The organism is Bradyrhizobium sp. CCBAU 11386, from assembly GCF_028128955.1.
Lineage (GTDB): Bacteria > Pseudomonadota > Alphaproteobacteria > Rhizobiales > Xanthobacteraceae > Bradyrhizobium.
In genome coordinates this window covers 22965-47251 of record NZ_LBKA01000256.1, presented here as the reverse complement: position 1 = coordinate 47251, position 24287 = coordinate 22965, and the positions used below count along the sequence as shown (strand labels likewise).

The 24287-nt window shown below is 61.3% G+C and carries 22 protein-coding genes and 1 pseudogene; 5 read left to right on the top strand and 18 right to left on the bottom strand.

Features of this window, described 5'->3' with window-relative positions; all coding sequences use genetic code 11:
• Positions 1 to 33: 33 nt before the first annotated feature.
• The 5 genes and pseudogenes from XI09_RS37215 to XI09_RS37195 all read right to left on the bottom strand — a co-directional run.
• Positions 34 to 164, bottom strand: a pseudogene (locus tag XI09_RS37215) (enoyl-CoA hydratase); the annotation flags it as partial.
• Between the two features lie 112 nt (positions 165 to 276).
• Complete coding sequence (locus XI09_RS37210) at positions 277 to 981, bottom strand: SDR family NAD(P)-dependent oxidoreductase (protein ID WP_271571329.1); 705 nt, start codon at positions 979 to 981, stop codon at positions 277 to 279.
• An 18-nt stretch (positions 982 to 999) separates the two neighbouring features.
• A complete protein-coding gene (locus XI09_RS37205) occupies positions 1000 to 1173 on the bottom strand; it encodes a hypothetical protein (RefSeq protein ID WP_271571328.1) in 174 nt (57 codons plus the stop codon).
• A 54-nt stretch (positions 1174 to 1227) separates the two neighbouring features.
• Positions 1228 to 3321 carry a molybdopterin-dependent oxidoreductase gene (locus XI09_RS37200; RefSeq protein ID WP_271571327.1) on the bottom strand — a complete coding sequence of 698 codons (2094 nt, stop codon included), beginning with the start codon at positions 3319 to 3321 and terminating at the stop codon, positions 1228 to 1230.
• A 16-nt stretch (positions 3322 to 3337) separates the two neighbouring features.
• Complete coding sequence (locus XI09_RS37195; RefSeq protein ID WP_271571326.1) at positions 3338 to 3961, bottom strand: TetR/AcrR family transcriptional regulator; 624 nt, start codon at positions 3959 to 3961, stop codon at positions 3338 to 3340.
• A 169-nt stretch (positions 3962 to 4130) separates the two neighbouring features.
• Between XI09_RS37195 and XI09_RS37190 the strand changes: the two genes are divergently transcribed.
• A complete protein-coding gene (locus XI09_RS37190) occupies positions 4131 to 5330 on the top strand; it encodes an acetyl-CoA C-acyltransferase (RefSeq protein ID WP_271571325.1) in 1200 nt (399 codons plus the stop codon).
• Between the two features lie 250 nt (positions 5331 to 5580).
• On the opposite strand, the gene XI09_RS37185 is transcribed toward XI09_RS37190, so the two are convergent.
• The 6 genes from XI09_RS37185 to XI09_RS37160 all read right to left on the bottom strand — a co-directional run bounded on the left by XI09_RS37185 (position 5581) and on the right by XI09_RS37160 (position 11568).
• Positions 5581 to 5877 carry a YciI family protein gene (locus XI09_RS37185; RefSeq protein WP_271571324.1) on the bottom strand — a complete coding sequence of 99 codons (297 nt, stop codon included), beginning with the start codon at positions 5875 to 5877 and terminating at the stop codon, positions 5581 to 5583.
• 374 nt (positions 5878 to 6251) lie between these two features.
• Positions 6252 to 7262: an NAD(P)H-dependent flavin oxidoreductase gene (locus XI09_RS37180; protein WP_271571323.1), complete on the bottom strand. Its 1011-nt coding sequence runs from the start codon at positions 7260 to 7262 to the stop codon at positions 6252 to 6254.
• A 21-nt stretch (positions 7263 to 7283) separates the two neighbouring features.
• Positions 7284 to 8471 (bottom strand): acetyl-CoA C-acyltransferase, encoded by a 1188-nt coding sequence (locus XI09_RS37175; RefSeq protein ID WP_271571322.1) that lies wholly within the window; start codon positions 8469 to 8471, stop codon positions 7284 to 7286.
• Between the two features lie 13 nt (positions 8472 to 8484).
• The gene (locus tag XI09_RS37170; protein ID WP_271571321.1) at positions 8485 to 9615 is read right to left on the bottom strand and encodes an acyl-CoA dehydrogenase family protein; all 1131 of its coding nucleotides are present in this window, start codon (positions 9613 to 9615) and stop codon (positions 8485 to 8487) included.
• Between the two features lie 23 nt (positions 9616 to 9638).
• Entirely contained in the window at positions 9639 to 10820 is a 1182-nt protein-coding gene (locus tag XI09_RS37165; RefSeq protein WP_271571320.1) for an acyl-CoA dehydrogenase family protein, read from the bottom strand.
• Between the two features lie 10 nt (positions 10821 to 10830).
• Positions 10831 to 11568 carry an SDR family oxidoreductase gene (locus tag XI09_RS37160; RefSeq protein ID WP_271571319.1) on the bottom strand — a complete coding sequence of 246 codons (738 nt, stop codon included), beginning with the start codon at positions 11566 to 11568 and terminating at the stop codon, positions 10831 to 10833.
• A gap of 59 nt (positions 11569 to 11627) precedes the next feature.
• Between XI09_RS37160 and XI09_RS37155 the strand changes: the two genes are divergently transcribed.
• The 3 genes from XI09_RS37155 to XI09_RS37145 all read left to right on the top strand — a co-directional run bounded on the left by XI09_RS37155 (position 11628) and on the right by XI09_RS37145 (position 13493).
• Entirely contained in the window at positions 11628 to 11774 is a 147-nt protein-coding gene (locus tag XI09_RS37155; RefSeq protein WP_271571318.1) for a hypothetical protein, read from the top strand.
• Positions 11775 to 12094: 320 nt separating this feature from the next.
• Positions 12095 to 12814 carry an SDR family NAD(P)-dependent oxidoreductase gene (locus XI09_RS37150; protein WP_271571317.1) on the top strand — a complete coding sequence of 240 codons (720 nt, stop codon included), beginning with the start codon at positions 12095 to 12097 and terminating at the stop codon, positions 12812 to 12814.
• Position 12815: 1 nt separating this feature from the next.
• The gene (locus tag XI09_RS37145) at positions 12816 to 13493 is read left to right on the top strand and encodes a glutathione S-transferase family protein (RefSeq protein WP_271571316.1); all 678 of its coding nucleotides are present in this window, start codon (positions 12816 to 12818) and stop codon (positions 13491 to 13493) included.
• Positions 13494 to 13526: 33 nt separating this feature from the next.
• Here XI09_RS37145 and XI09_RS37140 read toward each other — a convergent pair whose 3' ends face one another.
• Complete coding sequence (locus XI09_RS37140; RefSeq protein WP_271571315.1) at positions 13527 to 14726, bottom strand: CaiB/BaiF CoA transferase family protein; 1200 nt, start codon at positions 14724 to 14726, stop codon at positions 13527 to 13529.
• Positions 14727 to 14828: 102 nt separating this feature from the next.
• Positions 14829 to 15461, bottom strand: a complete 633-nt coding sequence (locus XI09_RS37135; RefSeq protein WP_271571314.1) for a 2-hydroxychromene-2-carboxylate isomerase — start codon at positions 15459 to 15461, stop codon at positions 14829 to 14831.
• 238 nt (positions 15462 to 15699) lie between these two features.
• Between XI09_RS37135 and XI09_RS37130 the strand changes: the two genes are divergently transcribed.
• The gene (locus XI09_RS37130; protein WP_271571313.1) at positions 15700 to 16212 is read left to right on the top strand and encodes a winged helix-turn-helix transcriptional regulator; all 513 of its coding nucleotides are present in this window, start codon (positions 15700 to 15702) and stop codon (positions 16210 to 16212) included.
• A gap of 33 nt (positions 16213 to 16245) precedes the next feature.
• Here the strand turns inward: XI09_RS37130 and XI09_RS37125 are convergent, their stop codons facing one another.
• From XI09_RS37125 to XI09_RS37105, 5 genes are all read right to left on the bottom strand, one after another.
• Entirely contained in the window at positions 16246 to 18048 is a 1803-nt protein-coding gene (locus XI09_RS37125; RefSeq protein WP_271571312.1) for an AMP-binding protein, read from the bottom strand.
• Positions 18049 to 18102: 54 nt separating this feature from the next.
• Positions 18103 to 19302, bottom strand: a complete 1200-nt coding sequence (locus tag XI09_RS37120) for an ABC transporter substrate-binding protein (protein WP_271571311.1) — start codon at positions 19300 to 19302, stop codon at positions 18103 to 18105.
• Between the two features lie 577 nt (positions 19303 to 19879).
• Positions 19880 to 20554 (bottom strand): TetR/AcrR family transcriptional regulator, encoded by a 675-nt coding sequence (locus tag XI09_RS37115; RefSeq protein WP_271571310.1) that lies wholly within the window; start codon positions 20552 to 20554, stop codon positions 19880 to 19882.
• Between the two features lie 136 nt (positions 20555 to 20690).
• A complete protein-coding gene (locus XI09_RS37110; RefSeq protein WP_271571309.1) occupies positions 20691 to 23801 on the bottom strand; it encodes an efflux RND transporter permease subunit in 3111 nt (1036 codons plus the stop codon).
• Between the two features lie 3 nt (positions 23802 to 23804).
• On the bottom strand, positions 23805 to 24260 hold the full coding sequence (locus XI09_RS37105; protein ID WP_271571308.1) for a nuclear transport factor 2 family protein: 456 nt from the start codon (positions 24258 to 24260) through the stop codon (positions 23805 to 23807).
• Positions 24261 to 24287 lie beyond the last annotated feature (27 nt).

The following is a 24287-nucleotide window of genomic DNA, read 5'->3' as shown; positions in this document are numbered from 1 at the left end:
CCTGGCGCGGCAAGGCAGCGATGGTGGGTTTACTCCGAAATCCGGATCCTCACCGTTGCGTTTGATCATCCGGCGCAACGCCGGCGTGAGATGACATCGGACAGCGAATTTCGGACCTCCGGTCGGTTCAGGGTAGTCACGGTGACGCGATCCTCGTCCGTACACGGCCGTTCGTCCCTCCATTAATCATCTTGACCTTTAAGTCCTGCGCTACGGCGCTCTCCAAGACGAGGTGACACGGAACCCGCTGTGACCGTGCTTCCAGCGAGCCGGGCGTCACCAGTTCTCGCCGAATGGCCGCAGCTCCGTGAGGAACGACCAGGCCGACCGGTTTTGCCCATAGAGATGATAGAGTTCGTCCGCGATGGCAGCAGGCTTGATAAAGAATTCGTCGGGCTTGTCGCTCATCCGCGCGCGCATCCGAGGCGTGTCAATCACGGCATCGATGAGCACATAGGAGACGTGCACTCCGAGAGGCCACATCTCACGCGCGATCGATTCGGCCAGAATGCGCTGCGCTGCCTTTGTCGGGGCGAAGCCGGCGAAATTGGCCTTGCCTCGGATTGAAGACGTGTTTCCGGTCACCAGGATCGCGCCCCTGCCCCGGTTGACCATGTCAGGAGCCACTTCGCGCGCGAGGTACAACAAGCCCATCACGTTGACCTCGAAATTGCCCTTCAGCACCTTCGGATCGATCTCGCGAAAACTCCCCCAGCCACCTCCTACTGCGTTGTGGATGAGAACCTCGGCCGCGCCAAAGCGGCGCTTTATATCGCTGACAACGGTGTGCACTTGGCTCTCATCTGATACGTCGCAGGTCATCGCGTGCACGTCGGGGAGCTCTTGGGCGAGGCGATTGATGAGCTCCGCTGAGCGCGCAAGTGCTGCGACACGGAACCCGCCGGCGGAGAACCGCCTGACGATGGCAGCTCCGGTGCCTGGCCCTACCCCGGTTACGATCGCGATCGGTTTCTCGGTCATTTAACGCTTCCCCTCCAGCTATTGTCCGGCGGCTCTCATATGAATTCGCTCGGACCGCGCCTGATAGGCGGCGGCCTCGCGCGGGGACACCAGTGCCAGACGAACCGCGACGTTCTTGTGGTAGGGCGTGCCCGCGATAGGATCGCGGTTGCCGCTCTCGGTGAGCAGATTGATTCGGGGCCCATTGATCAAGCGCTCTCCGTCCGGCGTAGGATAGGCCTGACCGTAGCCGTGCGGCAGCGCCAATTACCCGTTTCGCATGGCGTTATCGACCTTACAGCGCACGACGAGCCGGCCAACCACCGACTCGACTGCGATCCAATCGCCATCTTGCGCACCCAACTGGCTCAGATCGCTCGAATTGATCAACATTGCGCCGTCCGGATCCTCGCGACGCCACGCGGGATCGCGAAAGATCTGATTGGCGTTGAACATGCGGCGGCCGCCGGCGGCTAGCATGAAGGGAAACTCCTTTGGAGCGCCCGCGGCTTGCGGATCGAGACGCGCCAGCCAATCCAGCATTTCCGCCACCGCCAGCCGAACCTTGCGATCCGAATGACCGATCAACGACCAGACCTCCTCATACTCGTGGCGGGTCACTGCGGTGCCCTGCCTGGCTGCCACGATCGTATCGAACAGGAGGTCGCCGAGCTGATGATCCGCCACCTTGTCGGATGCGCCGATCGCCCGCCGCACCGCTTGCGGTGTTCGCTTTGCGCAAGCCAGCGCCGCGATCCACAACGGAGCCGCGGCCGCCGTGCCATCCGGAAGCGTTTGCCCAAGCGTGTGATAGAGCACAAGGGCAGCTACTGCCCTTGGATTCTCTGCAGTGAAGGCACGAAAGGCGGCTGCGAATTCCGGTCGCGAGCGCCGTGCCGCATCGAGCAGCGGTGCGAGCGCATTGTCGCCGGGAAGAAGCCCTAGGGCGGACGCAAGCCGCGTGTAGATCTCAGGCTCAGGCAAGGTGCCGGCAAACGGCGGTAATACGCCGGCTCGCACATGGAAAAAATTGGTTGGAAACTCGAAGTTGAAGAGCGTGAACTCGGTCTTCTCGTATTGCGATGACGCCGGGAGAACGTAATGCGCCAGCTGGGCGGTTTCAGTCATCGCGACGTCGACCACCACACATAGTTCGAGCGAGCGCAGCGCGCGTTCTACGGCCTCCGTATTCGCTGCCGTGTTGGCGGGGTTGGAACTGTCGATCCAGGCGCAACGTAGCCGGTCGGGATGGTCATTGAGCACGGCCTCGGGAAAAATGTTCGGCGGCAGCAGGCCGCCGATAATCGCATCGCCAGTCGGCACGAATGTCTGGTTCGGAGAATTGCCCCACAACGGTTGAAGCCAGCTATGCAATTGGTTCGTCCCTTTACGGCCGAAATTCCCGGAAAGCATGATCAGGAGCTTTTCGAGGTAGGAGTTGAGCGTCGAGTTAATGCCTTGCTGGATACCGAGCTCAACCCGAACCACCATGGCCTTCGCCGCGGCGATCATCGCGGCGCAACGCTCCAGATCCGCGATCGAGATATCTGCGGCGGCGGCCCATTCTCCTACGGGGATATCCAATAGCACCTGCCTCACTTCCGAGAAGCCGATCGTGTGCTCCTGAATAAAGGCGTGGTCGATCCGGTCAGACCGAACAAGCGTGGCCAGCAGCGCGCCAAGGAGAAACGAGTCCGTGCCGGGACGGACCGCGAGATGCAGATCCGCCATTTCGGCGGTTTCGGTTCGCCGGGGATCAATGACGATCAGCTTGCGTGCGGGATCCTTGCGGATTTGATTGAGATGATCGCGCGCATTGGGAAAGCCGTGCGCAATCCAGGGATTTGCACCGATGACAAGCAGGAGATCGCAATGATGGACGTCCTCGGTGGTGTGGCACGTCTGGCTGCCGAACATGTGGCCATTGACCCAGAAGTCGCCGGTCTTCTCCTGCGAAAGAGCGTTGAAGACGTTACGCGAACCGAGCGCACGCAACAATCCAGCGGCATAGGCGCCGCCAGCGTGGTTTCCCTGCCCGCCCCCACCATAAAGAGCGATACTCTTGCCACCATACCTGTCGACGATACCTCGCAGCCGCTCCGCGATTTCTGCGATCGCCACGTCCCACTCGATTTCATCAAAACCGCCGTCGGCGCGACGACGCAGCGGAGTGGTAAGCCGGTCTCTATGGTGCGCGTAATATGGAATCCTGGTCGCCTTGTTGCACAGGTAGCCCTGCGATCTCGGACTTGAACGGTCGCCCCGAACTTTCTCAATGAGGCCATCGTTCACCGAGACTTCAATGCCACAGTTTATGTAACACAAGTTGCAGGCTGTCTTGAGCCATCTGCCGGCCGTCATGGGGACCTCCCGAAGGTTATGATTTTTTGCAGCCGATCGCCTCTACTGCTCTTCGCGGTGGCTTTCGAACCCGGCCCTCGGCCGTCAGGCGTCCAGTCTCGAGAATGCTGTCGGAAAGCTTTCCGGCGCCAACCGCGCGCGACAGCACGATAGACCCGACCATCGTGGCGATAGCTCCTGTTGCGATTTGGCGGGCTTCTTGAGGGGCTTCATCCGGAATCAGCTCGACAAGAACCTCGATCATCTCCTCCAGCTTCGAAGCAAGGGCTCGCCGTTCACTCGGGCCCGATCGGGCGACATCGGCTGCCAGAGCCGGAAGCGCGCACCCTTGTTTCGCATTATCCCGATGGCGGGGGCTAAGATAGTCAGCGATCAACGCCTCGAAGCGCTCCCCATTTGCTTTCTTGTTTGCCAGATCTTTCCAACGCGCGACCATCTGGTCCATGGCAAAAGCGATCGCTTCGCCAACAAGCTCTGCACGGGAACCGAAATGGTTGTAGAAGCCACCATGCGTCAGACCAGCGAGCTTCATCAAGCCGACGACGCTGATCCCCTTGGTACCGTTTTGGCGCAAGCCAAGAGACGCGTTCTCAACGATCCGTCTGTAGGTCTGACGTCTGTGGCTTTCTACGTATCGCATCGCTACTCCGTGCGAGCTTCCAGGACGACCTGCTGTCCCAACCGCTCCCCTCCCCCTGGACATTTGCCGCACAGCCCTGAAGACAGGGTCGGCAAACATTCCATTGCAATGCTGACCAGCTTATATGATTATCGTCATATAACAACAGCTATCAACAGGAGAGTTCGCCTTGGCCGTTGCTTCAGATCCTGTCGTTATCCTTTCCGCCGCCCGCACGCCGCTCGGCCGTTTCATGGGCGAGTTGTCGCCTCTGAGCGCCCACAAGCTCGGTTCCCACGTGATCGGCGCTGCGCTTGAGCGAGCGACGTTGTCACGGGAAAAGATCGGCGAGGTGTTCATGGGCAATGTGTTGCCGGCGGGACAGGGTCAGGCACCGGCGCGCCAGGCTGCGCGCGGCGCCAAACTGCCCGACGCGACGGGCGCCACGACCATTAACAAGGTCTGCGGCTCCGGCATGAAGGCGACTATGCTCGGCCATGATATCATCAAGGCGGGGTCAGCGGAGATCGTGCTGTCCGGCGGAATGGAAAGCATGAGCAATGCACCCTATCTGCTGACGAAAGCGAGGAGTGGATATCGCGCCGGGCACGACCGGATCATTGATCACATGATGATGGACGGACTGGAAGACGCCTATGAGACCGGGCGTTCGATGGGCGATTTCGGCGAGGCAACAGCGGAGGCTTATCAATTCACCCGCAAGGACCAGGACGCCTACGCGATCGAGACGTTGACCCGCGCGCGCAACGCGGTCGAAGGTGGCGCGTTCAGGGCCGAGATCGCGCCGATCACGCTCACAGAAAAGGCCGGACAGCGGATCATCGCGAACGACGAGCATCCGCTGAAAGTGGATCCCGCCAAGATTCCCGGATTGAAGGCAGCGTTCCGCGTCAACGGCACTATTACGCCGGCGGCCTCCTCCGCCAATGCCGACGGCGCTGCGGCTCTCATTCTTGCAAGACGCTCTCTCGCCGATCGCGATGGCCTACCCGTGCTGGCAGAGATCAAAGGTCATGCCACCCACAGCCAGGAGCCGCAATGGTTCACCACGGCGCCGATCCCGGCGATCCGCAAGCTGCTCGACAAGGTCGGCTGGAGTGTCGGCGATGTCGACCTGTTCGAGATCAACGAAGCCTTTGCCGTGGTCGCGATGGCGGCGCAGAAAGACCTCGGCATTCCCAGGGAGAAGCTGAACGTCAACGGCGGCGCCTGCGCGCTCGGTCATCCCATCGGCGCCACCGGCGCGCGGCTGATCGTCACATTGTTGCATGCCCTCGAAGCCCAAAATCTCAAACGGGGCGTGGCGGCACTCTGCATTGGTGGCGGTGAAGCGACAGCCATCGCTGTCGAGAGAGTCATCCACCGATAACACGGATATTCCCGCAACCGGCTGGCTCTTGTTGATTGCCAGTCCTTTGATGTCGGACCTGCTGATCCAGGTTCGGATTGTGTTGCTCGACGATCCGACAGTCTCGCCGGGCTTTGCAGGCCGACCGTGGCCTCGCGCGGCCGGTCGGCGGGCATAGGCGGCGCCGATGCCGCTCGAGACGCCGGTAATGAGTGCTGTCGTCGTGGATATGCTCTCAATGAGTGTTGCCAAACTGGTCCAGACAAGGATGTCAGCCCCGCGCCTTCAGATGCAGCATCGGGTGATGCTCGTAGTGGCCGGCGCCATTCTTCACGATGGGGTCTTCCGAGGTGATCGCCTCGATGTCGAGATCATCCGCGATCTGGTAGAGCGACACGCCATAACCGCCGCTCGGGTCCATGACAGGACCGTGCGCGACGATCTGCCCCTTTGCGAGCAAATCATCCAGGAACGCACCGTGCTGCTTCATCCATTGTTTCTCATCGGCGCTCATGGTCGCCAGAAAATCCGCCCGGGGCGGAATGTACTTGCAGAGATAGTACTTCATTGGTCGCTCCTCGGTGAAAACGACATTTCCGCTCGATTGTCAGCCTGGTTCGCGGGTCCAAGGACGACCTATCGTTCAGGCGGTCAAGCGGGTCTACGACGATATGAGCGAGGATATCGCGAGCCGTATTGCAGCGAGCGATGATCCCTGGAGTCGTTCGTGCGTCATTACGTGTCGGACTAAAACCGCGATGATCCGGGGGCGGGATGCGGGCTTGCGGCAATGGCGGCGGCCCTCACCTTGCATCCTCCTTCGATCAACAGCTCGCAAACCGCCATGCCGCGCTCAGATTGATAACAGGTCACGCAGACGGGCGCTGAATCCGATCAGCGAGTATTGATCTCGGCGCTGAAGCCTTCGCTCGCAAGTCTTTGTCAAGCAACGGCGCGCGTGGCCGCATTGGCGACAGTACCGTCAAGAAATCCAGTCAGCCGCTGCCGGATGATCCGTTCGGCCTCCGTCATGATGCGATCAATCAGCTCCTTCACCGTCGGGATATCGTTGATCAGCCCGACCACCATGCCGCAGCTCCAGGCGCCGGCGTCCATATCGCCATCGACCATCACCCGGGGGTAGACACCCGCCACCTGCTCGTGGATGTCCTCGATCTTGAGGCTCGCCCCCTTCTCGCGCTCGACCTCGAGCAGCTGAGTGACGCCCTTGTTCTTCAGCACGCGCTCGGTGTTGCGCAGCGCACGCATCACCAGCACCGTGTCGAGCTCGGTGGCTTCGACCAGGGCCTGCTTCACGTTGGCATGGACGGGCGCTTCCTTGGTTGCGACGAAGCGGGTACCCATGTTCATGCCGGCGGCCCCCATCGATAGCGCGGCAACGAGGCTCCGGGCATCCGCCATGCCACCCGAGGCTACGAACGGAATTTTCAGTTCATCCGCCGCGCGCGGCAGCAGGATCATGTTCGGGATATCGTCCTCGCCGGGATGACCGCCGCATTCGAAGCCGTCGACGCTGACGGCGTCGCAACCGATCTTTTCGGCTTTGAGCGAATGCCTCACCGAAGTGCATTTGTGGATCACCTTGATGCCCGCCGCCTTCAGCGCGGGCATGTACTGTTCGGGGCTGCGGCCGGCGGTTTCCACCGCCTTGACGCCACCTTCCTTGATAGCGGCGATGTATTCAGGATAGGGCGGCGAAGTGAAGCTCGGCAGGAACGTCAGGTTCACACCGATCGGCTTGTCCGTCATGTCGCGGCAGCGCGCGATTTCCTTGGCCAGCAACTCCGGCGTCCTCTGCGTGAGGCCGGTGATGACCCCGAGACCGCCAGCGTTCGACACCGCCGCGGCCAGCTCGGCGAAGCCGACATAGTGCATGCCGCCCTGGATGATCGGATGCTGGATGCCGAACAGTTCAGTAATTGCTGTCTTCACGTGCGCTTCTCCGGTTTCCGATCAGTTGACGATTTCAAACAGGCCCGCCGCGCCCATGCCGCCGCCGATGCACATGGTCACCACGCCGTATTTCGCTTTGCGCCGGCGCCCCTCGATCAGGAGGTGCCCTGCAAGCCTGGCGCCCGTCATGCCATAAGGATGTCCGATCGCGATCGAGCCGCCATTGACGTTCAGCCTGTTCGGATCGATGCCGAGCTTATCGCGGCAGTAGATCACCTGGACGGCATAGGCCTCATTGAGCTCCCAGAGGTCAATGTCATCGATCTTCAGACCGTGCCGCTTGAGAAGACGCGGGATCGCCGCGACCGGACCGATGCCCATTTCGTCCGGCTCGACACCGGCGGCGACGAAGCCACGGAAGATGCCGAGCGGCTTCAGGCCTTTCTTCGCGGCGATCTTGTCGCTCATGATCACACAGGCCGACGCGCCGTCGGAAAGCTGGCTGGCATTGCCCGCGGTGATGGTCTTGCCTTCGAACACCGGCTTGATTTTCGCAAGCCCTTCCGCCGTAGTCTCGGGGCGCGGGCCTTCATCCTTCGACAGGGTCACCTGCTGATAGGTGACCTCCTTGGTGTCCTTGTTGACGACAGCCATCCTGGTCGTGATCGGGACGATCTCGTCATTGAAGCGGCCGGCCTGCATCGCGGCACCGATGCGGCGCTGACATTCGAGGCTGTATTCGTCCTGCCGGTCGCGGCCGATCTTGTAGCGCTCGGCGACGACCTCGGCGGTATCGAGCATGGACATGTACATGTCCGGCTTCATCGCCATCAGTTCGTCGTCGACGGCGTGGAACCTGTTCATGTGCTCGTTCTGCACCAGGCTGATCGATTCGATACCGCCTCCAATCGCGATTTCGACGCCGTCCAGCATGACGGAGCGTGCGGCGACCGCTATGGCCTGCAAGCCGGACGCGCACTGCCGGTCGATCGTGGTACCGGCGACCGTTGCCGGCAAGCCGGCACGTATCGCACCCTTGCGGGCGACGTTCATCACCATGGTGCCCTGTTGCATCGCGCAACCCATCACCACGTCCTCGACCTCGCTAGGTTCAATCCCTGCGCGCCTCACCGCTTCGGCCATCACATGGCCGGCCATGGTCGGACCCTCGGTGTTGTTCAGGGCACCTCGATAGGCCTTGCCGACACCGGTGCGGGCGGTGGAAACGATAACTGCCTCTGTCGTCATGCTTGCCTCTTTGTCACGCGGCCGCATCGAGCTGCACATAGCGCAGCAAGTGGTGGGCCGGATCGCCGAACTGGATGTTGATGGAAGAGATTCGCTTGAGGTAATGGCCGACATTCAGTTCGTCGGTCATGCCCATGCCGCCATGGAGTTGCACCGCCTGATCCGCGATGAATTTGCCGGCATAGCCGATCTTCGACTTGGCCCCCGAGGCGAGGCGCGAGATACCGTTCTCGCCGGCGCCGAGGCTGAGATTGAGATGCTGCATCAGGGAGAGCGCCTCCTGATGGGCGATGAACATGTCGACCATCCGGTGCTGCAGAACCTGAAAGCTGCCGATGGTGACGCCGAACTGCTTCCGGGTCTTGGAGAACTCCAGCGTCGCGGAGTTCAATTCGCTCATCGCACCGACCGCTTCGGCGCAGAGCGCGCCAATGGCCCGATCCCGGCAGGCTTCCAGCTGGGCGACACCTTCTCCCTCGCTGCCGAGCAACTCGCCGCGTACATCGCGGAGCGTGATTTCGGCGGCGCGGCGGCCGTCGATGGTCTTGAAGCTCCGCAGCTCGAGATTGGCCGCCCGGGCATCGACGACGAACAAGCTGACGCCGGAGTGATCTTGGCGCTTGCCGGCGGTGCGGGCGGAGACGATGAGATAGTCCGCCCAGGGCGCCGCGATGACGGCGGTCTTCTCACCACTGAGGATGTAGTCCTTGCCATCGGGCCGCGCCGTGGTCGCGACATTGGCGAGGTCGAAGCGCGAGCCTCTTTCGGTCCAGGCCAGCGCCCAGATCTTCTGTCCGGCGATGATATCGGGAATGAAGGCCTGCTTCTGCTCTTCGGTCCCTGCATGCTCGATCAAGCCGCCAGCCAGCACCACAGTCTCCACGAACGGCTCCACGACAAGGTGATGGCCGAATTCCTGGGCGATGATCATGGTCGAGAGCGGGCCGCCACCGAGTCCGCCGCTCGCCTCGGAGAACGGCGCGGCAAGTAGGCCGAGCTCGGCAAAGGCCCCCCACTGCTTGCGGCTCCAGCCCTCTTCATTGGCAACAATCTTGCGGCGCGCCTCGAAACTGTACTGGTCGCGCAGCATCCGCTGTACGCTGGAGCGCAACAGTTCCTGCTCTTCCGTGAACTGGATATCCATCCGATCCTCTTGTTGCGCTGTTGCTAGAGACCGAGCACCGCTTTGGCGATGATGTTGCGCTGGATCTCGTTCGATCCACCGTAGATGCTGAGCTTGCGCGCGTTCAGGTACTTTTCCGACGCGGTGTGGCCGTAATCAGGACCCGGCATGAACTGGTTTGCGCTCAAAGGTTGCTCGCGAAGTGCCAGTCCGTAATTGCCGATGGCGCGGTGCGTGAGCTCGGTAATCCCCTGAAAGATCTCGGTGCCGCGGATCTTGAACAGCGAAGCCGCAGGACCCGGATCAATGCCGCGCGCCATCTGGGCAATGACGCGCAGCTCGGTGGCCTCGAGCGCGAGCACATCGAGCTCGATCCGGCCGATCTCCTTGCTGAATTCGAGACGGGCCGGATCGTCCGCGGAAATCTCCGCGTTCACAATCTTCTTCAATCGATCGAGATAACGCGTCGACCGGCCAATCCCGGCCATGCTGGTGCGCTCGTTGCCCAGCAGGAATTTTGCGTAGGTCCAGCCTTTGTTCTCCTCGCCGATCAGGTTCTCGACGGGGACGCGGACATCTTCGAGAAAGACATCATTGACCTCGTGCGATCCGTCGATCGTGATGATCGGACGCACGGTTACGCCGGGCGATTTCATGTCGATCAGGAGGAACGAGATTCCGGCCTGAGGCTTTGCGCCCGGATCTGTACGCACCAGGCAGAAGATCCAGTCGGCGTGCTGCGCCAGCGTTGTCCAGGTCTTGTGACCGTTGACGATGTAATGGTCGCCATCGCGCACAGCCTTGGTCCGGACGGTGGCGAGGTCCGAGCCCGAGCCCGGCTCGGAATAGCCTTGGCACCACCAATCCTCGCCGGAAAGAATCCGGGGCAAGAATTTCTGTTTCTGCGTATCGTTGCCGAAGGTGTAGATGACGGGACCCACCATGGTGACGCTGAACGCCAACGGCGGTAGCGTCCCGGCCCGGCTGGTTTCCTGCTCGAAGATGAAACGTCGGGTGATCGACCAGCCGGGGCCGCCATATTCCTTGGGCCAGAGCGGCGCGATCCAGCCCTTCTTGTAGAGAATGCGGTGCCAGAGCAAGGATTGCTCTTTGGTCAGGTCGGTCTCCGGATTGGGGACCCGCATTTCCTTCGGATAGTTTTCGGCGATGAAAGCGCGCACCTCATCACGGAAGGCCGCGTCTTCGGGAGACAATGCGAGTTCCATCGGGCGCGTCCTACCACTTCTCACCGAAGGGGCGGATTTCCATCTCGAAGGTCCAGGCGCTCTTCGGCTGCTGATAGAGCTGCCAATAGGACGTCGCGACCGAGGCCGGCGGCATCAGCAGGTCCGGATCGTCGAGCGCATTGGGGCCGAGTGCCTCCAGGCGTCGCTGGCGGACCCACTCGGTGTCGACACCCGAGTCGATAATGAGGTGAGCGACATGAATATTCTTCGGGCCCAGCTCACGCGCCATCGCCTGCGCCACGGCGCGCAGTCCGAATTTGGCGCTGGCAAAAGCGGCATAGCCGCTGCCACCGCGCAAGGAAGCGGTCGCACCGGTGAAGAAGATGTTGCCTTGGCCGCGCGGCAGCATCAGCCGGGCTGCCTCACGGCCGGCGAGGAAGCCGGAGTAGCAGGCCATCTCCCAGACCTTGCGGAACACGCGCTCGGTCGTGTCGAGGATCGGGAAGTTGACGTTGGCACCAATGTTGAAGATGCAGACATCCAGAGGCGCGCGCTTGTCGGCGTCATTGAGGAAGGAGATAATCTCTTCCTCCTTGCGTGCGTCGAGCGAACGCGCCTGGATCTCGCCGCCGGCGGCCTCGATCTCCTTGACCAGCGGCGCCAGCTTGTCGCCGTTGCGGCGGCCCGCGAAGACGGTGAAGCCCTCGGAGGCAAACTTCTTGGCAATCTCGCCGCCGATGAAATCGCCCGCGCCGACCACGGCGACGGTTGCATTTCTCTTTTTCAAGGGTCTTCTCCCGGTTAGGTTAGGCTCGCTGTGTGCGAAGCTGTTCTGTCGGACCTGGAATGTGGGCCGCAATTTTCGCGGCCGATGACTATGCGCTCATCCGCTCTCACCTCGCCAGCGCGCTGACCAAGGGTACCATGGCCGGAGGCACAGTCTTCGACCTGCGTGGTTCGATCCAGGGCTTTGGCAGGCTGGCGACGAATTGATTGATGGATGCGGCCCGGCAAACCGAAAACAGTCTCATCGAGACCGAGCGCTTGCGATAGTTTCGCCACGACCAACCGCCTCCCACCTGAAGAACATCGACGCTTTTTCATCATTGCGCCTCGGGATCAAACATGCGTTCTTTTTTAGAACTCGTCAATCGCTATTTTGCTGCAACGTTCGCATCAGGAAATGGCAAGTTCACTGCCATATTTACCGCCTCGCGAGAACTCCGTTTACAACGCGGTTTTCAGCCGATACCTATGCGTATCAAATAAGAACTTAAGGGAGGACAAGCATGGGAGAAAGTCGCGGTGTCGCGATGCTGGTCGGCGCGGGTGATGCCATCGGCGCTGCTGTTGCGCGGCGGTTTGCCAGCGGCGGCTACACTGTTTGCATCTGCAGGCGCGATGCAGCTAAGTCCCAGGCGCTTGTCGATGAGCTCAAGGCGAAAGGCCAAAGCATCCACGCCTTCAGCGTTGATGCCCGCCAGGAAGCGGAGGTCCAGAAGCTGTTCGCGGAGGTCGAACGCGACATCGGGCCGATCGAGATTTGTCTGTTCAATGCCGGCTCGAACGTCAACAAGCCCCTGCTGGAGACCACTGAGAAGCTCTTCTTCAAGGCCTGGGAGCTGGCGTGCTACGCGGGCTTCCTGGTCGGACGCGAAGCTGCGCGCGTCATGCTACAGCGCGGACGCGGCACCATCTTTTTTACCGGCGCGACCGCAAGCATCCGCGGCAGCAAGGGGTTTGCCGCGTTCTCATCGGCAAAATTCGGTCTTCGCGCGCTGGCGCAGGCCATGGCGCGCGAGCTCGGGCCCAAGAACATTCACGTCGTCCACCTCATTATCGACGCCGGCGTCGATAGCGAAGCCATTCATCAGCGCATGAAGGCGGCCAAGGGGATCGAGGCAAGCGAGATCCCTCCCGACAGCCTGACCAAGACCTCCTCGATTGCCGAAGCGTATTGGTTTGCCCATCAGCAAAGCCGCGACGGCTGGACCCATGAACTCGATCTTCGTCCGGCTGCGGAGAAATGGTGACATGAGCGACGATCCAGACCTCACCCTGTGGGGCGTTGGGACAAGCCGCACCGTTCGACCTCACTGGGCAATGCACGAGCTTGGCCTGGCCTACAAAACCAAACCGATCGGCCCGCGGACGGGTGAGACCAAGTCGCCCGAATATACCAGGCTCAATCCGCGCCAGAAGGTTCCGCTGCTGCAGGACGGCGATTTCTGCATCGGCGAAAGTGCCGCGATCGTCGCATATTTGTCGCGCATGTACTCCACGCCGGAGCATGCATTGATTCCGGAATCCACCCGCGACTATGCCGCGTGGCTGGAATGGTGCTTCTTTATCGTCACCGAGCTCGACTCCACCAGCCTGTACGTGATGCGCCGTCACCGCGCCGATGCGCTCGGCCCGATCTACGGCGTGGCGCCGGAGGTCGTGGCTCAAGCCGCGGAATATTTTCGAGCGCAGCTGCGCCATGTCGAGGTCGCGCTGGCCGATGGCCGACAGTTCCTCATGGGCGACCGCTTCAGCAGCGCCGATATCCTGCTGACGACGTGCCTGGACTGGGCCGTCGCCTACGGTGTCGGCATTTGCGACAATGCGCAGCCTTACCTCGAGCGCATGCGAAGTCGGGAGGCTTACCAGCGAGCGGCTGCGGCGAACGTTCCGATAGCACCGATTACACCGATGCCTGCCAAGGCTTGAGAGCCGATTGAGAATCGCGCGAAGCGCGTCGGCCTACACGGCCACGCGCAATGTGCGCGCGGCGACCATGTCGTCGATCGCGTCATCGCCATAACCCAGCCCGCGCAGCACTTCGCGCGAGTGCTCGCCGACGCGAGGAGCCGGTCCACCGATCGCAACCTGGTTGACCTCGAAGCGGGCCGCAGGATTCGGCTGGCGCACCCGGCCAACCTTGGGCTGGTCGAATTCCGCGATGATCCCGCGCGCCACCACCTGTTCATTGTGAATGATTTCGCCGCGCCGCAGGATTGGCGCGCAAGGAACATCCGCGGCGTCCAGACGCTCCAGCCATTCGGCCGTCGTGTGCTGGCCGATATACTCCGCCATCTTGTTGATGCGCGCCGTGGCGTTCACTGAACGCGCCGACGGGGTCACAAACCGGGGATCCTTGGCGAGCTCGGGGTCGCCGGACGCGCGACAGAAGCCCTGCCATTCGGAATCGGAGATGGTGCCGGCCGTGATGTAGCCGTCACTGGTTTTGAACACCAGATCCGGCCGGTCGTTGGGATCGGCGGCGGCGGCCTCGGCTCCGACCACGGTGTACTGCATCATGCCTTCCGGCCACAGATAGGAAATCATCGCATCCAGCATGGCCACCTGGATATGATCCCCCTGCCCGGTTTTCTCTCGCGCATAGAGTGCGGCCGCCACCGCCTGCGCCGTGAACACGGCTGTCGTCTTGTCGCAAACGATGGTGCGGATCATCTGAGGGCGATTGGTGACCGGCTGCGACTGGATATCGGCAAAGCCCGACAGGCCCTGAATGATCGGGTCGTAGACCCGTTTCTTCACATAGGGTCCGGTCTCGCCGACGCCGCTGATGGAGACGTAAATCAGGCGCGGATGACGCCGGCGCAGCTCTTCGACGCCGAGGCCGAGGCGCTCCATGGTGCCGGGCCGGAAGTTTTGCACCAGGACGTCGGCTTGCGCGACCAGTTTGGCCAGCACCTCGCGCCCGGCCGGGCTCTTGACGTCGATCGAGAGTGAACGCTTGCCGCGGTTCGACGAGATGAACAGCGCGGAGAACTCGCCGTCCTTGTCGATGGTGGCCCGGCTGCGACGGGTGATATCGCCGCCGATCGGCTCGATCTTGAGCACGTCAGCGCCCTGGTCCGCCAGAAACATGGTCGCAAACGGGCCCGACACCACGCCGGTCAGATCGAGGACACGAACGCCGCCAAGCGGACCAGCCATTTCACTCTCCCTGGATCTTTTTTTCTGCCAGCGGGCTGAGGGTAAAATTCTAGCTTCCCGCCAGCCCCTTCACCACAACACGCCCGGACCGCAAGTCGGTAACTAGCCGGTTTTGGAAACGGGCTGCCGACTCTGTTCGACGATCGATTCCTCGACGTCCCGGAGTTGATCCTTGCCGAAAAACATCTCCTTGCCAACGAAGAACGTCGGCGAACCGAACGCACCGCGAGCGACCGCGTCGTTGGTCAAGTCGATCAGCTTCTTCTTGACGTCGTCCTGCTGTGCGCGCGCGACCAGCCTGTCGATGTCGATCCCCGAGGAAGCAAATGCGCTCCGGAACACTTCGGGATCGTCCATCTTCTTGGGCTCTTCCCACATGTGATGATAGGCGGCGCGGAAATATGGCTCGAACACGCCTTCGAACTGGGCCGCCACGGCCCCGCGCATCAGCATCAATGTATTGACCGGGAAGAACGAATTCTGGCGAAATTTCGTGATGTTGTGGCGCCGGATAAAGCGCTGGGTCTCGAGCGCCTGGTATTCCGGTTTGTTCTTGATTCCGCGAAGCGAGTCGAACGGCGACATGTTGCCCGTCGCCTTGTAGATCCCGCCTAGCAGGACTGGGACGTACTCGAACTTCACGCCGGTCCGCCGCTCGATCCCGGGAATGGCGACTTCCGCCAGATAGGCGTTCGGACTGCCGAAATCGAACTGGAATTCAACCTTGGGGGTCATGACCGCTTTCTCCCGCAGAGCGAATTGGATGGTCCGTGACCTGTGATCCAATCGCATGCTTGCCTGATCTCGTCTTTACAGTTCTAAAATTGAACTGTCAAATTTGGCCGGACTTGTGCTAGTTTGGCCTAATGATCGGGGTATTGTTTGGAGTTCAGTACCTATCTAGAATGCAAGGAAATGGAACGACCTCAGCGACGGTTTGAGGCGGCCATGCAAGGACGACTGGAGAGTACGGATGAAGTGGAAGGAACTTGAGGAAGAGCCGTGTTCGATGGCCCGAACCATTGGCGTGATCGGCGACCGCTGGACGCTTCTGATCCTGCGCGAATGCTTTCTGCGCACGCGGCGCTTCGAAGGATTCCAGTCGGCGCTCGGAATTACCCGCCATCTGCTTGCCGAACGGCTGAAGAAGCTGGTTCGGCTGGGCATCCTGCGCCGCATTCCCTACCAGGAAGCGCCCAAGCGTCACGAATATATCCTGACCCAAAAGGGCCTCGATCTCTATCCGATCATGATGGCGCTGGTGCATTGGGGCGACACTCACATGGTCGACGAGCGCGGCCGGCCGCTGCTGCACCAGCACCGCAAGTGCGGAAAGAACTTCGACCCCGTCATGGTGTGCTCTGAATGCGGCGAGCCGCTCCTGGCCAAGGAGGTTCATACCCATCCGGGCCCAGGCGCCCAAAGCCCGCTGACGATAGCGACACCTGACAAGCCGAAGGCAAAGGCGCGCCGCAGCGCCGCTTGAGCCGACCACCGGCATCACCGACCGAACGCATCCTCAGACTGGAATCACAGCTGCGTCGGGTTCGCTGCAGTAGAGATGCTCCGCTTGTTCAGCCCGGTGCTTGAGTACGGCGCGTTGATTGACATAGGCCTTGTCGGTGATTTCTCCCGCGGCCAATGAGGGCGGATCCTTCAGCAGGGTGAATGAGCAGATTTTTTCGCTGCTTCCAACGGCCTCATTGTATTCCCGCAAACGATGCTTCAGGAATTCGATCACTCGGGGCTCGGAGGTCAAATCCGCAGTGGGCGCGTTCGAAATCCGCGCCGCCTCGGTCGGGTTCAGCCAGCACAGCAGCGCGCAGGCTTCACGGTTTTCTCCGGCAACGACAATGTCGAGCAAGACGCCGCGCGTTGCGGCCAGGATGGCGGCACGCATAGTCCCGATCGCAACCCAGGTGCCGTTCGCGAGCTTGAAGTTCTCCGAAATTCTGCCCGTAAAACGAAGACCGAGCTCCGGCTTCTCGGGATCGAGAAACGACACGGTATCGCCGATGCGGTAGAACCCCTCCTCATCGAAGGCCTTCTCCGTCAAATCGGCCCTTCCGAGATAACCGGGGGTGACGTTGGGGCCCTTGACCCTGGCTTCGTACGTGTCGGAAACGGGAACGAGTTTCAGCTGCACGCCCGGCGCGGGAAGACCAATCTCCCCGGGCCGATCCGTTGCCCAATGCGTCGTGCTGATTGTCGGCGCGGTTTCGGTCGTTCCATAGCCCGACATGACTGGAATCCGCCGGCCCGTGATCGATGATGTCAGCCGATAGAGTTTTTCAAGCGTTCCCTGCGAAATTGCAGCCCCCGCGTAGCTCAATCGATCCATCCGCTTGAAGATGCTCGCGCCGAGGGCGACGTCGTTCTCGATGGCGTCGCACAAGAGATTATAACCGGCGGGCACGTTGAACATCGCCGTCGGCGAGATCTCCTTGAGATTCGCCACCGATTTGTGAAAGAGCTGCGGCAGCGGCCGGCCATCATCGATGTAGAGCGTCCCGCCGTTCTTGAGAATGCCGTGAAGAATGACGTTGCTGCCCATCGTATGGTGCCACGGCAGCCACTCGACCTGGACCGGCGCCTCCGGAGGCGACACGAGCAGGCTGCCCATTTGCAGGGAGCTCGCCATCATGCGGTGGGTGTTCAGCACGCCCTTTGGCAGGCCGGTCGAGCCGGACGTGAAGAGAATTTTCGCAACGGCGTCGCAAGGGACCGCAGCCGAAGCATGCGCGAACCCGTCGCACTCCGGTCGATCAGTCAGGACGCGGAAGGGCGTCGTATCCGGCGCACCATCGACGCTGATCCAGGCCGCGTCCGCCAATTCGGGAATGGAGCGGGCCGCGGAAAAGTCGCGTCCGCTCTGAACGAAGACGAAGTTCGGCCGCAGCACCTGCGCGATGTCCTTGAGGCGCGCAAGGCCGCCGGGCATCAGCGTGTAGTTCGGCGATATTGGCGCCAGAATGACTCCTATCGACATCGCCGCAAACGAAATCACCGCGTTCTCGATGGAATTCCCCGAAAGCACCGCCAGCCTGTCCGCCGGCTTTGCGCCCATATCGATCAGGCTCTGGCCGACCGCCTGGACCTGCAACCATGCCTCGCGATACGTGATCTCGTCCCATCCCCCTTTGGCATTGCGTTGTGCGAGGAAGATTCGGTCTGCAGCCGCACTTGCCCAGCGCGGGAGAAACTCGGTGACGCGCCAGTTGCACGGTCCCAGTTCAAGCGGCGACCTCAATATGAGCGTGCCGTCGATCCGGCGCTCGATGGAGAGCTCCCTAGGCGCAAATGTCAGTGGTTTCGTCGACATCGAAAGCGATCTCCTGAATTACCGCGGACGGATAGAGCGAGCTGCTACGCCACGTCACTCGGACCTGGCATCCAGGACGTCTCCGAAAGCTTGCCACGTCGTGCCGGTCCAGCGCTGCAGCCGCATCTGCGTCCAGATCATGTTCTCTGTCTCGCTGGTGTTGACTTTGATCCCAGGCAGCGCAGTCGGAACGACGACATCTTTGAGATTCTTCGCCTGCGCCAGAATATTCTTCCGCGACAGATCATCACCGCATTGCTTGAGTATCTGCTCGAGCAGGATGCCTTGCTGATAGCCGGTCAGATAGCTGCCGTTGGTGATATCGGCGCCCGGCAGATACTTGTCGAAAAACGCCCGGTAGGCCTGCATGCCCGGGTCATCCTTCCATGTCTCGTCCAGAATATCTTTGTTGGTCGTCCCGACCATCACGCCGACCGATTTGTCGAGGCCAGCCGGTGCAAGCGTGCCTCCGACCGAGGCGGAAGGGAAATTGATGATTACGGTCGCCTTCCAGCCGATCACCGAAGCCTGCCGGATGGCCTGGGCTGCGAACTTCGGCGTGCCGGCGATCACCAGCGCCTCGGCACCCGAGCTCTTCAGATTGGTGATTTGAGAATCAATCGTCGGTTCGGTGACCTCATAGGAAGCGCTGACGACCTTCCGGTCGAAATCCTTGCCGAGGAACGCCTTGAAGGCGCCGACATAATCTTTGCCGAGATCGTCGTTCTGGTAGAGGATGGCATATTTGGCGTTCGGCAGCGTCTTCGTCAGGTATTTGGCGTAGATCTTTCCTTCGGTGTCGTAGCTGACAAGACCCGTGGTGATCAGCGGGTAGTTGGCGACGTCCGTGAACTTGGACGAGCCACTGACGATGGCGACGCTCGGCACCCCCTTGGCCTTCAGGTATTTTGCAGTGGCTGAAATGCCGGGAGTGCCGAGCTGGCCGAACATGAACGACACTTCGTCGCTTTCAACCAGCTTGCGGACGTGCTCCACCGCCTTGGGCGGACTATATCCGTCGTCATAGGCGATGTAGTTGATCTTGCGTCCATTGACGCCGCCGCGGTCGTTTAAGGCCTGAATGTAGGCCATCAGTCCCTTGCCCACGAGACCGATGGATGACGCCGGCCCGCTGAAGGGAAAAACCCCGCCGATCTTGATCTCGGTGGCAGAGATTCCGGGCTCGTCGGCGGCGAATGCCGGGCCGCTCAAGAATAGAGCCAGAGCCGCAACGATCTTCCATCTCACCAACATTGCTCGTCCTCCCAAACCTGCACCCTTTCCGGGTACGTGGCTTTATTTTGTTGCGCCGGCGCGACTCGTCGCGCGTCATTGCAAAGACGCATCGGGCTGAACGGGTCCAGCCGTATTTCGGCACATTGCGGCCGTTGCGTTCGGCCATCTTCTCCTTGCAGGATACAGTTCTTTTTTTGAACTAGTCAAGCCGTTAGATGGTCATTCCCCTCCGGCGAACGCCAGGCCTGCTCTCGTGCGCGGTAAGCTGGTTCAGAAACTGCGCGCAAAACGCGTGGATTTTTGAGCTACTCTGACGCGGGCCGCCAGACGCGGCTGTGTGATTTGGAGACGCTCAATTAATTCTATTTTCGAACCCGTAGATGCTCAGAACTAACCGGCGGGCGACGTAGCACCCGCCTCACCTAATCAGACGCTTGCTATGAAGAAGTTGAGAGGTTTCTCGACGCCGAGTTTTTCCAGTCTGGAGGTTCGGTGATCACGCAGTTCCGGATTGGTTGCGGCGACGGTCTTCATGGGATTTCCTTTCGTCCATGGGAAGAGCGCGACGTTCGTCGTCGCGATCGCGTGCACTGGGTCACCGTGTCGGCCCGTGCGAAACACTTGAGGAACTATGTGACCGTTGCTGTGTCCATGCCGGGTCAGAGTTGCCGAGCGCCTTCAGGATGAAACGTATCTGGTTGCACAGGCCTGCTTCGGTATCTTCCCCGTTTCGAACGCAGTGCTCGATCAGAACCGGATGGAAGAACGGCATGAACGCTGACTTCACCGCTCGCGCAGCTTCCGTCGCATCTTCGATCACGAATTCGCCGGCTTCGATGCCCTCCCGTATGATTGCCTCGAAGAACGTCGCCATCCGCCGGGTGTGCGCGTTGATGATCGGCCAGTTTTCTTGCGTGGCTGCGACCATCAGGTCGTGCATGTGCTTTTCCCCGATCAGCGTCATCTTGTTGTGGTGGTGAACGGCAGTCAGGAGCTGGCCGAGTTTCTCCGTGGCCGGCGCATTTGCGCGCGCGATCGCAGAAGCGACGTCCGCAGCCTCGTCCACCATCCGCGCGCAGATGGACTCGTTGATCGCATCCCTGGAGGGAAAGAAGCGGTAGACATTCGCCGGGCTCATACCGAGCTCGGAGGCTATGTCGGCCACCGATGTCTTGTGATACCCGACACGGCGAAAGTGTTCCTCCGCGACCTCGAGAATGCGCGCGCGCGTCTCGTCGGCATCTATTCCCGTTCGGACCGGACACTTCACGGATGCCTCCAGAATGATGAATCTGATCTACCGGGGCCGCCCTCGACGATCGCTGCAAGCCGCAAGATCGTGCAGTTGGTCATCATCGAGCAAACCGAGCGGGCGAGAACTTCAGGTGTCTCCTCCTACAAGAGCCCTACTCGGCAGCCATTGCTGTTCGCAATTCCGGCTTGTTCGCAGAATGCTGATAGAGCTCGTCCGGGGCCGGCTTGATACGAAACCAGGCGACATAGAGCGCAGGAAGGAACAGCAGAATCAGGACCGTGCCGACCGCCGTGCCGCCGATCAGCGTATAGGCCATCGAACCCCAGAACACGGAATGCGTCAGGGGGATGAAGGCCAGCACGGCGGCAAGTGCGGTCAGGATCACCGGCCTTGTGCGCTGCACGGTGGCTTCGATGACGGCGTGATAGTCATCGAGGCCGGCAGCACGGTTCTCCTTGATCTGTTCGGTCAAGATCAGGGTATTGCGCATCAGGATGCCCGCCAGTCCTATCAGGCCGAGAATGGCGTTGAACCCGAACGGCTGATTGAAGGCGAGCAACATCGGCACGACGCCCACTAGGCCGAGCGGTGCCGTCAGCATGACCATGGCCATCGTCGAGAACGACCGCACCTGCAGCATGATGACGATCAGCATGGCCGCGATCATCGCTGGAAAGACCTTCCCCAAGGCGTCGTTGGCCTTGGTTGCTTCCTCGATCGATCCGCCGAGTTCGATACGATAGCCGGCTGGAAGGGACGCGATCAGCGGCTGAAGGGCCGTCATGATCTGCTTTGATACCTCTGGTGGCTGGGTCGCCTCGTTGATGTCCGAGCGGATCGTGACGGCCGGGATGCGGTCGCGGCGCTTCAGGATGGGCTCTTCCAGACGCACCTCCGAATGGCCGATCTGATCGAGCGGAATCGCGCGGCCGTCTCGGCTCATCAGCGAGAAATCGGTCAGACGCGTCGGATCCATCCGCTCGCCGCCTGCGCTGCGGGCTACGATAGAGACGTTGCGGATGTCTTCCCGAACCTGCGTAACGGCGACACCGGTCAGGAGGAGCTGCAGCTGGCGGCCCACCTCCGCTGGCGAGAGGCCGATGAGATTCAGTCGATCCTGATCCGGGATGAAGCGAAGCACGGGTGTGCGATTGCCCCAATCGCGGTTCGCTTGCCGCGCATCAGGAACGCTCCGCATGATGTCGAGTGCTTTATCGGAGATGGCGTACAATTGCGCGGGATCAGGCCCCATCACCCGGAACTCGACCGGGAACGGCGTATAGGGTCCAAATACAAGCTGCGTGACGCGCAAATGCGCTTCGGGTGCGAGCCCCTCCGACACGGCCAGTCTCAGCCGGTGCTTCAAATCCTCGCGCGCCTCCGCGTCGGGCGTAAGTATGACGATCTTGGCAAAGGCCGGATTGGGCAACTCCGGCGCCATCGCGAAGAAGAAGCGTGGAGCACCCTGCCCGATATAGCTCGTGACGATCTTGGCTTCCGGTTGCTCGCCCAGCCAGCGTTCGAGCTTCTCGACTGTGGCGGCCGTCGTCTCGATGCTGGTGCCTTCCGGCAGGCGGACCTCCACCAGCACTTCGGGACGGTCAGACGTCGGGAAGAACTGCTGTTTGACGGCGCCCATGCCGACGCCGGAGAGCGCGAAAGCGACGGCAACGATACCGCAGGTTACGAATTTGTGGCGCACGGCAAAGGTGATGAGCGCTCGCAGGCGCCGGTAATTCGGCGTGCCGTAGATCGCGTCGTGACCGCCTTCGATCGGTTTGATCGCGGGCAGCATCTTGACGCCAAGATAGGGTGTAAAGATCACCGCGATGATCCAGGAGACGATCAGGGCAAAGCCCACGACCCAGAAAATATTGCCGGCATACTCGCCCGCGGTCGAGCGCGCGAACCCCACCGGCAGGAATCCGGCGATCGTCACAAGTGTCCCGGACAGCATGGGCGCCGCCGTGTGGCTCCACGCGTAGGCGGCCGCCGCGATGCGGTCCATGCCCTCTTCCATTTTCACCACCATCACCTCGATGGCGATGATGGCGTCATCCACGAGCAGACCAAGCGCCAGGATGAGCGCACCGAGCGTGATGCGATCGAAGAACCGCCCGGTTTCCAGCATGATGAGGAACACGACCGCAAGCGTGAGGGGGACCGCAGCCGCCACGACGATGCCGACGCGCCAGCCGAGGCTGAGCAGGCTGACCAGCAGCACCACGCCGAGCGCCATCGCGAATTTCATCATGAATTCGTCAACGGCCGAGGTGATGTTGACGGCTTGGTCGGACACCTTGTCGAGTGTCATCCCGAGCGGCAGCGTCTTTGCGATGGACGCCGCCTTGTCCTTCAGCGCCCTGCCGAGTGCGAGCCCGTCCCAGCCCTCCTGCATCACCGCCGCGAGCTCGATCGTGGGCTCACCCTGATGTCGGATGAGGTAGGTGGGAGGATCCTCATAGCCGCGGCGGACCCCCGCGATATCGGAGAGCTTCAGCGTCCGTCCCGAAGCGACAATGGGCGTGTCGCCGATCGCCTGGACACTGTCATAGGCGCCGTCGATCCGGATAAACACCTGCGGCCCCTGAGTGTCGATCGAGCCAGCCGGTGTGACGGTGTTCTGCCGCTGCAAAGCGGCAAAGATATCCTGTGCCGACACGCCGAGGGTTGCGAGCTTGGCATAGGAAAACTCGATGAATATGCGTTCGGGACGTTCGCCGAGGATGTTGATCTTCTTGACGCCGGGCACGTGCAAGAGGTCCTGACGAATGGTCTCGGCTTGCCGCGCAAGTTCCCGGATCGGCATGCCCTTCGCCTTGAGGGCATAGAGGGCGAAACTCACGTCCGAATACTCATCGTTGACGAAAGGGCCGAGCACCCCGGGCGGCAGGTTACGCGCTTCATCTCCGAGCTTCTTGCGCGCTTGATAAAACTCCTCCTGCACGCTGGATGGCGGGGTGCTGTCCTTCAGCGTAACAGTCATATACGCGTAACCCGGCCGCGTGGTCGTCTCCACCCGGTCGTACCAGGTAAGTTCCTGAATCCGCTTCTCGAGCGGTTCGGCGACGAGGTCCTGCATCTCGCGCGCCGTCGCCCCCGGCCATACGGTGGTGACTGTCAGGGTCTTGATGGTGAAAGAGGGATCCTCCGCCCGCCCGAGCATGAGAAAGGCGTAGGCGCCTGCGGCCGCCAGCAGGAGGATGAAAAACAGGGTGACGGCCCGTTCGCGAACGGCGATCGCGGAAAGATTGAGGTTCATCTGCTAACTTACAATTGGTTGGGCGGCAGCTTCCTTGAGGCCAGCTGCCGCTTGGGCGGCAAGCCCACGGGCCGCTTCCTGCGAATCCTGAAATTCCTGGAGTGCATGGACTTTGCCCCACCGCAGCGTGAACACGTGGAGACCGCGGTTGACGTACGAGCCGTCGCCGTCGAGCAGCGTTGCCGTGCCGTCCCACTCGACAAACACGGTGGTGTTCCAGGGCCAGCCCTTCACCCAGACGTTGTTGACCGTGATATGGAGAGTGGGCAGGACGCGTCCGAGCCGCTCGAACCAGCGGCGCAGGGCCGCTTTGTCGTGGCGCTCCCCACCAAGCGCGTGGTTGCCGGAAACACGGTGATGAATGTGCGGCGCGACCGCCTTCACCGCTTCATCCCAGCGATGGTTGTTGACATGGTCGAAGGTCTTTCGGATTTCCTGCTCGACGATGTAGCTGTACATGTGCTTGTCCAACGGCTGGCGCGGAAG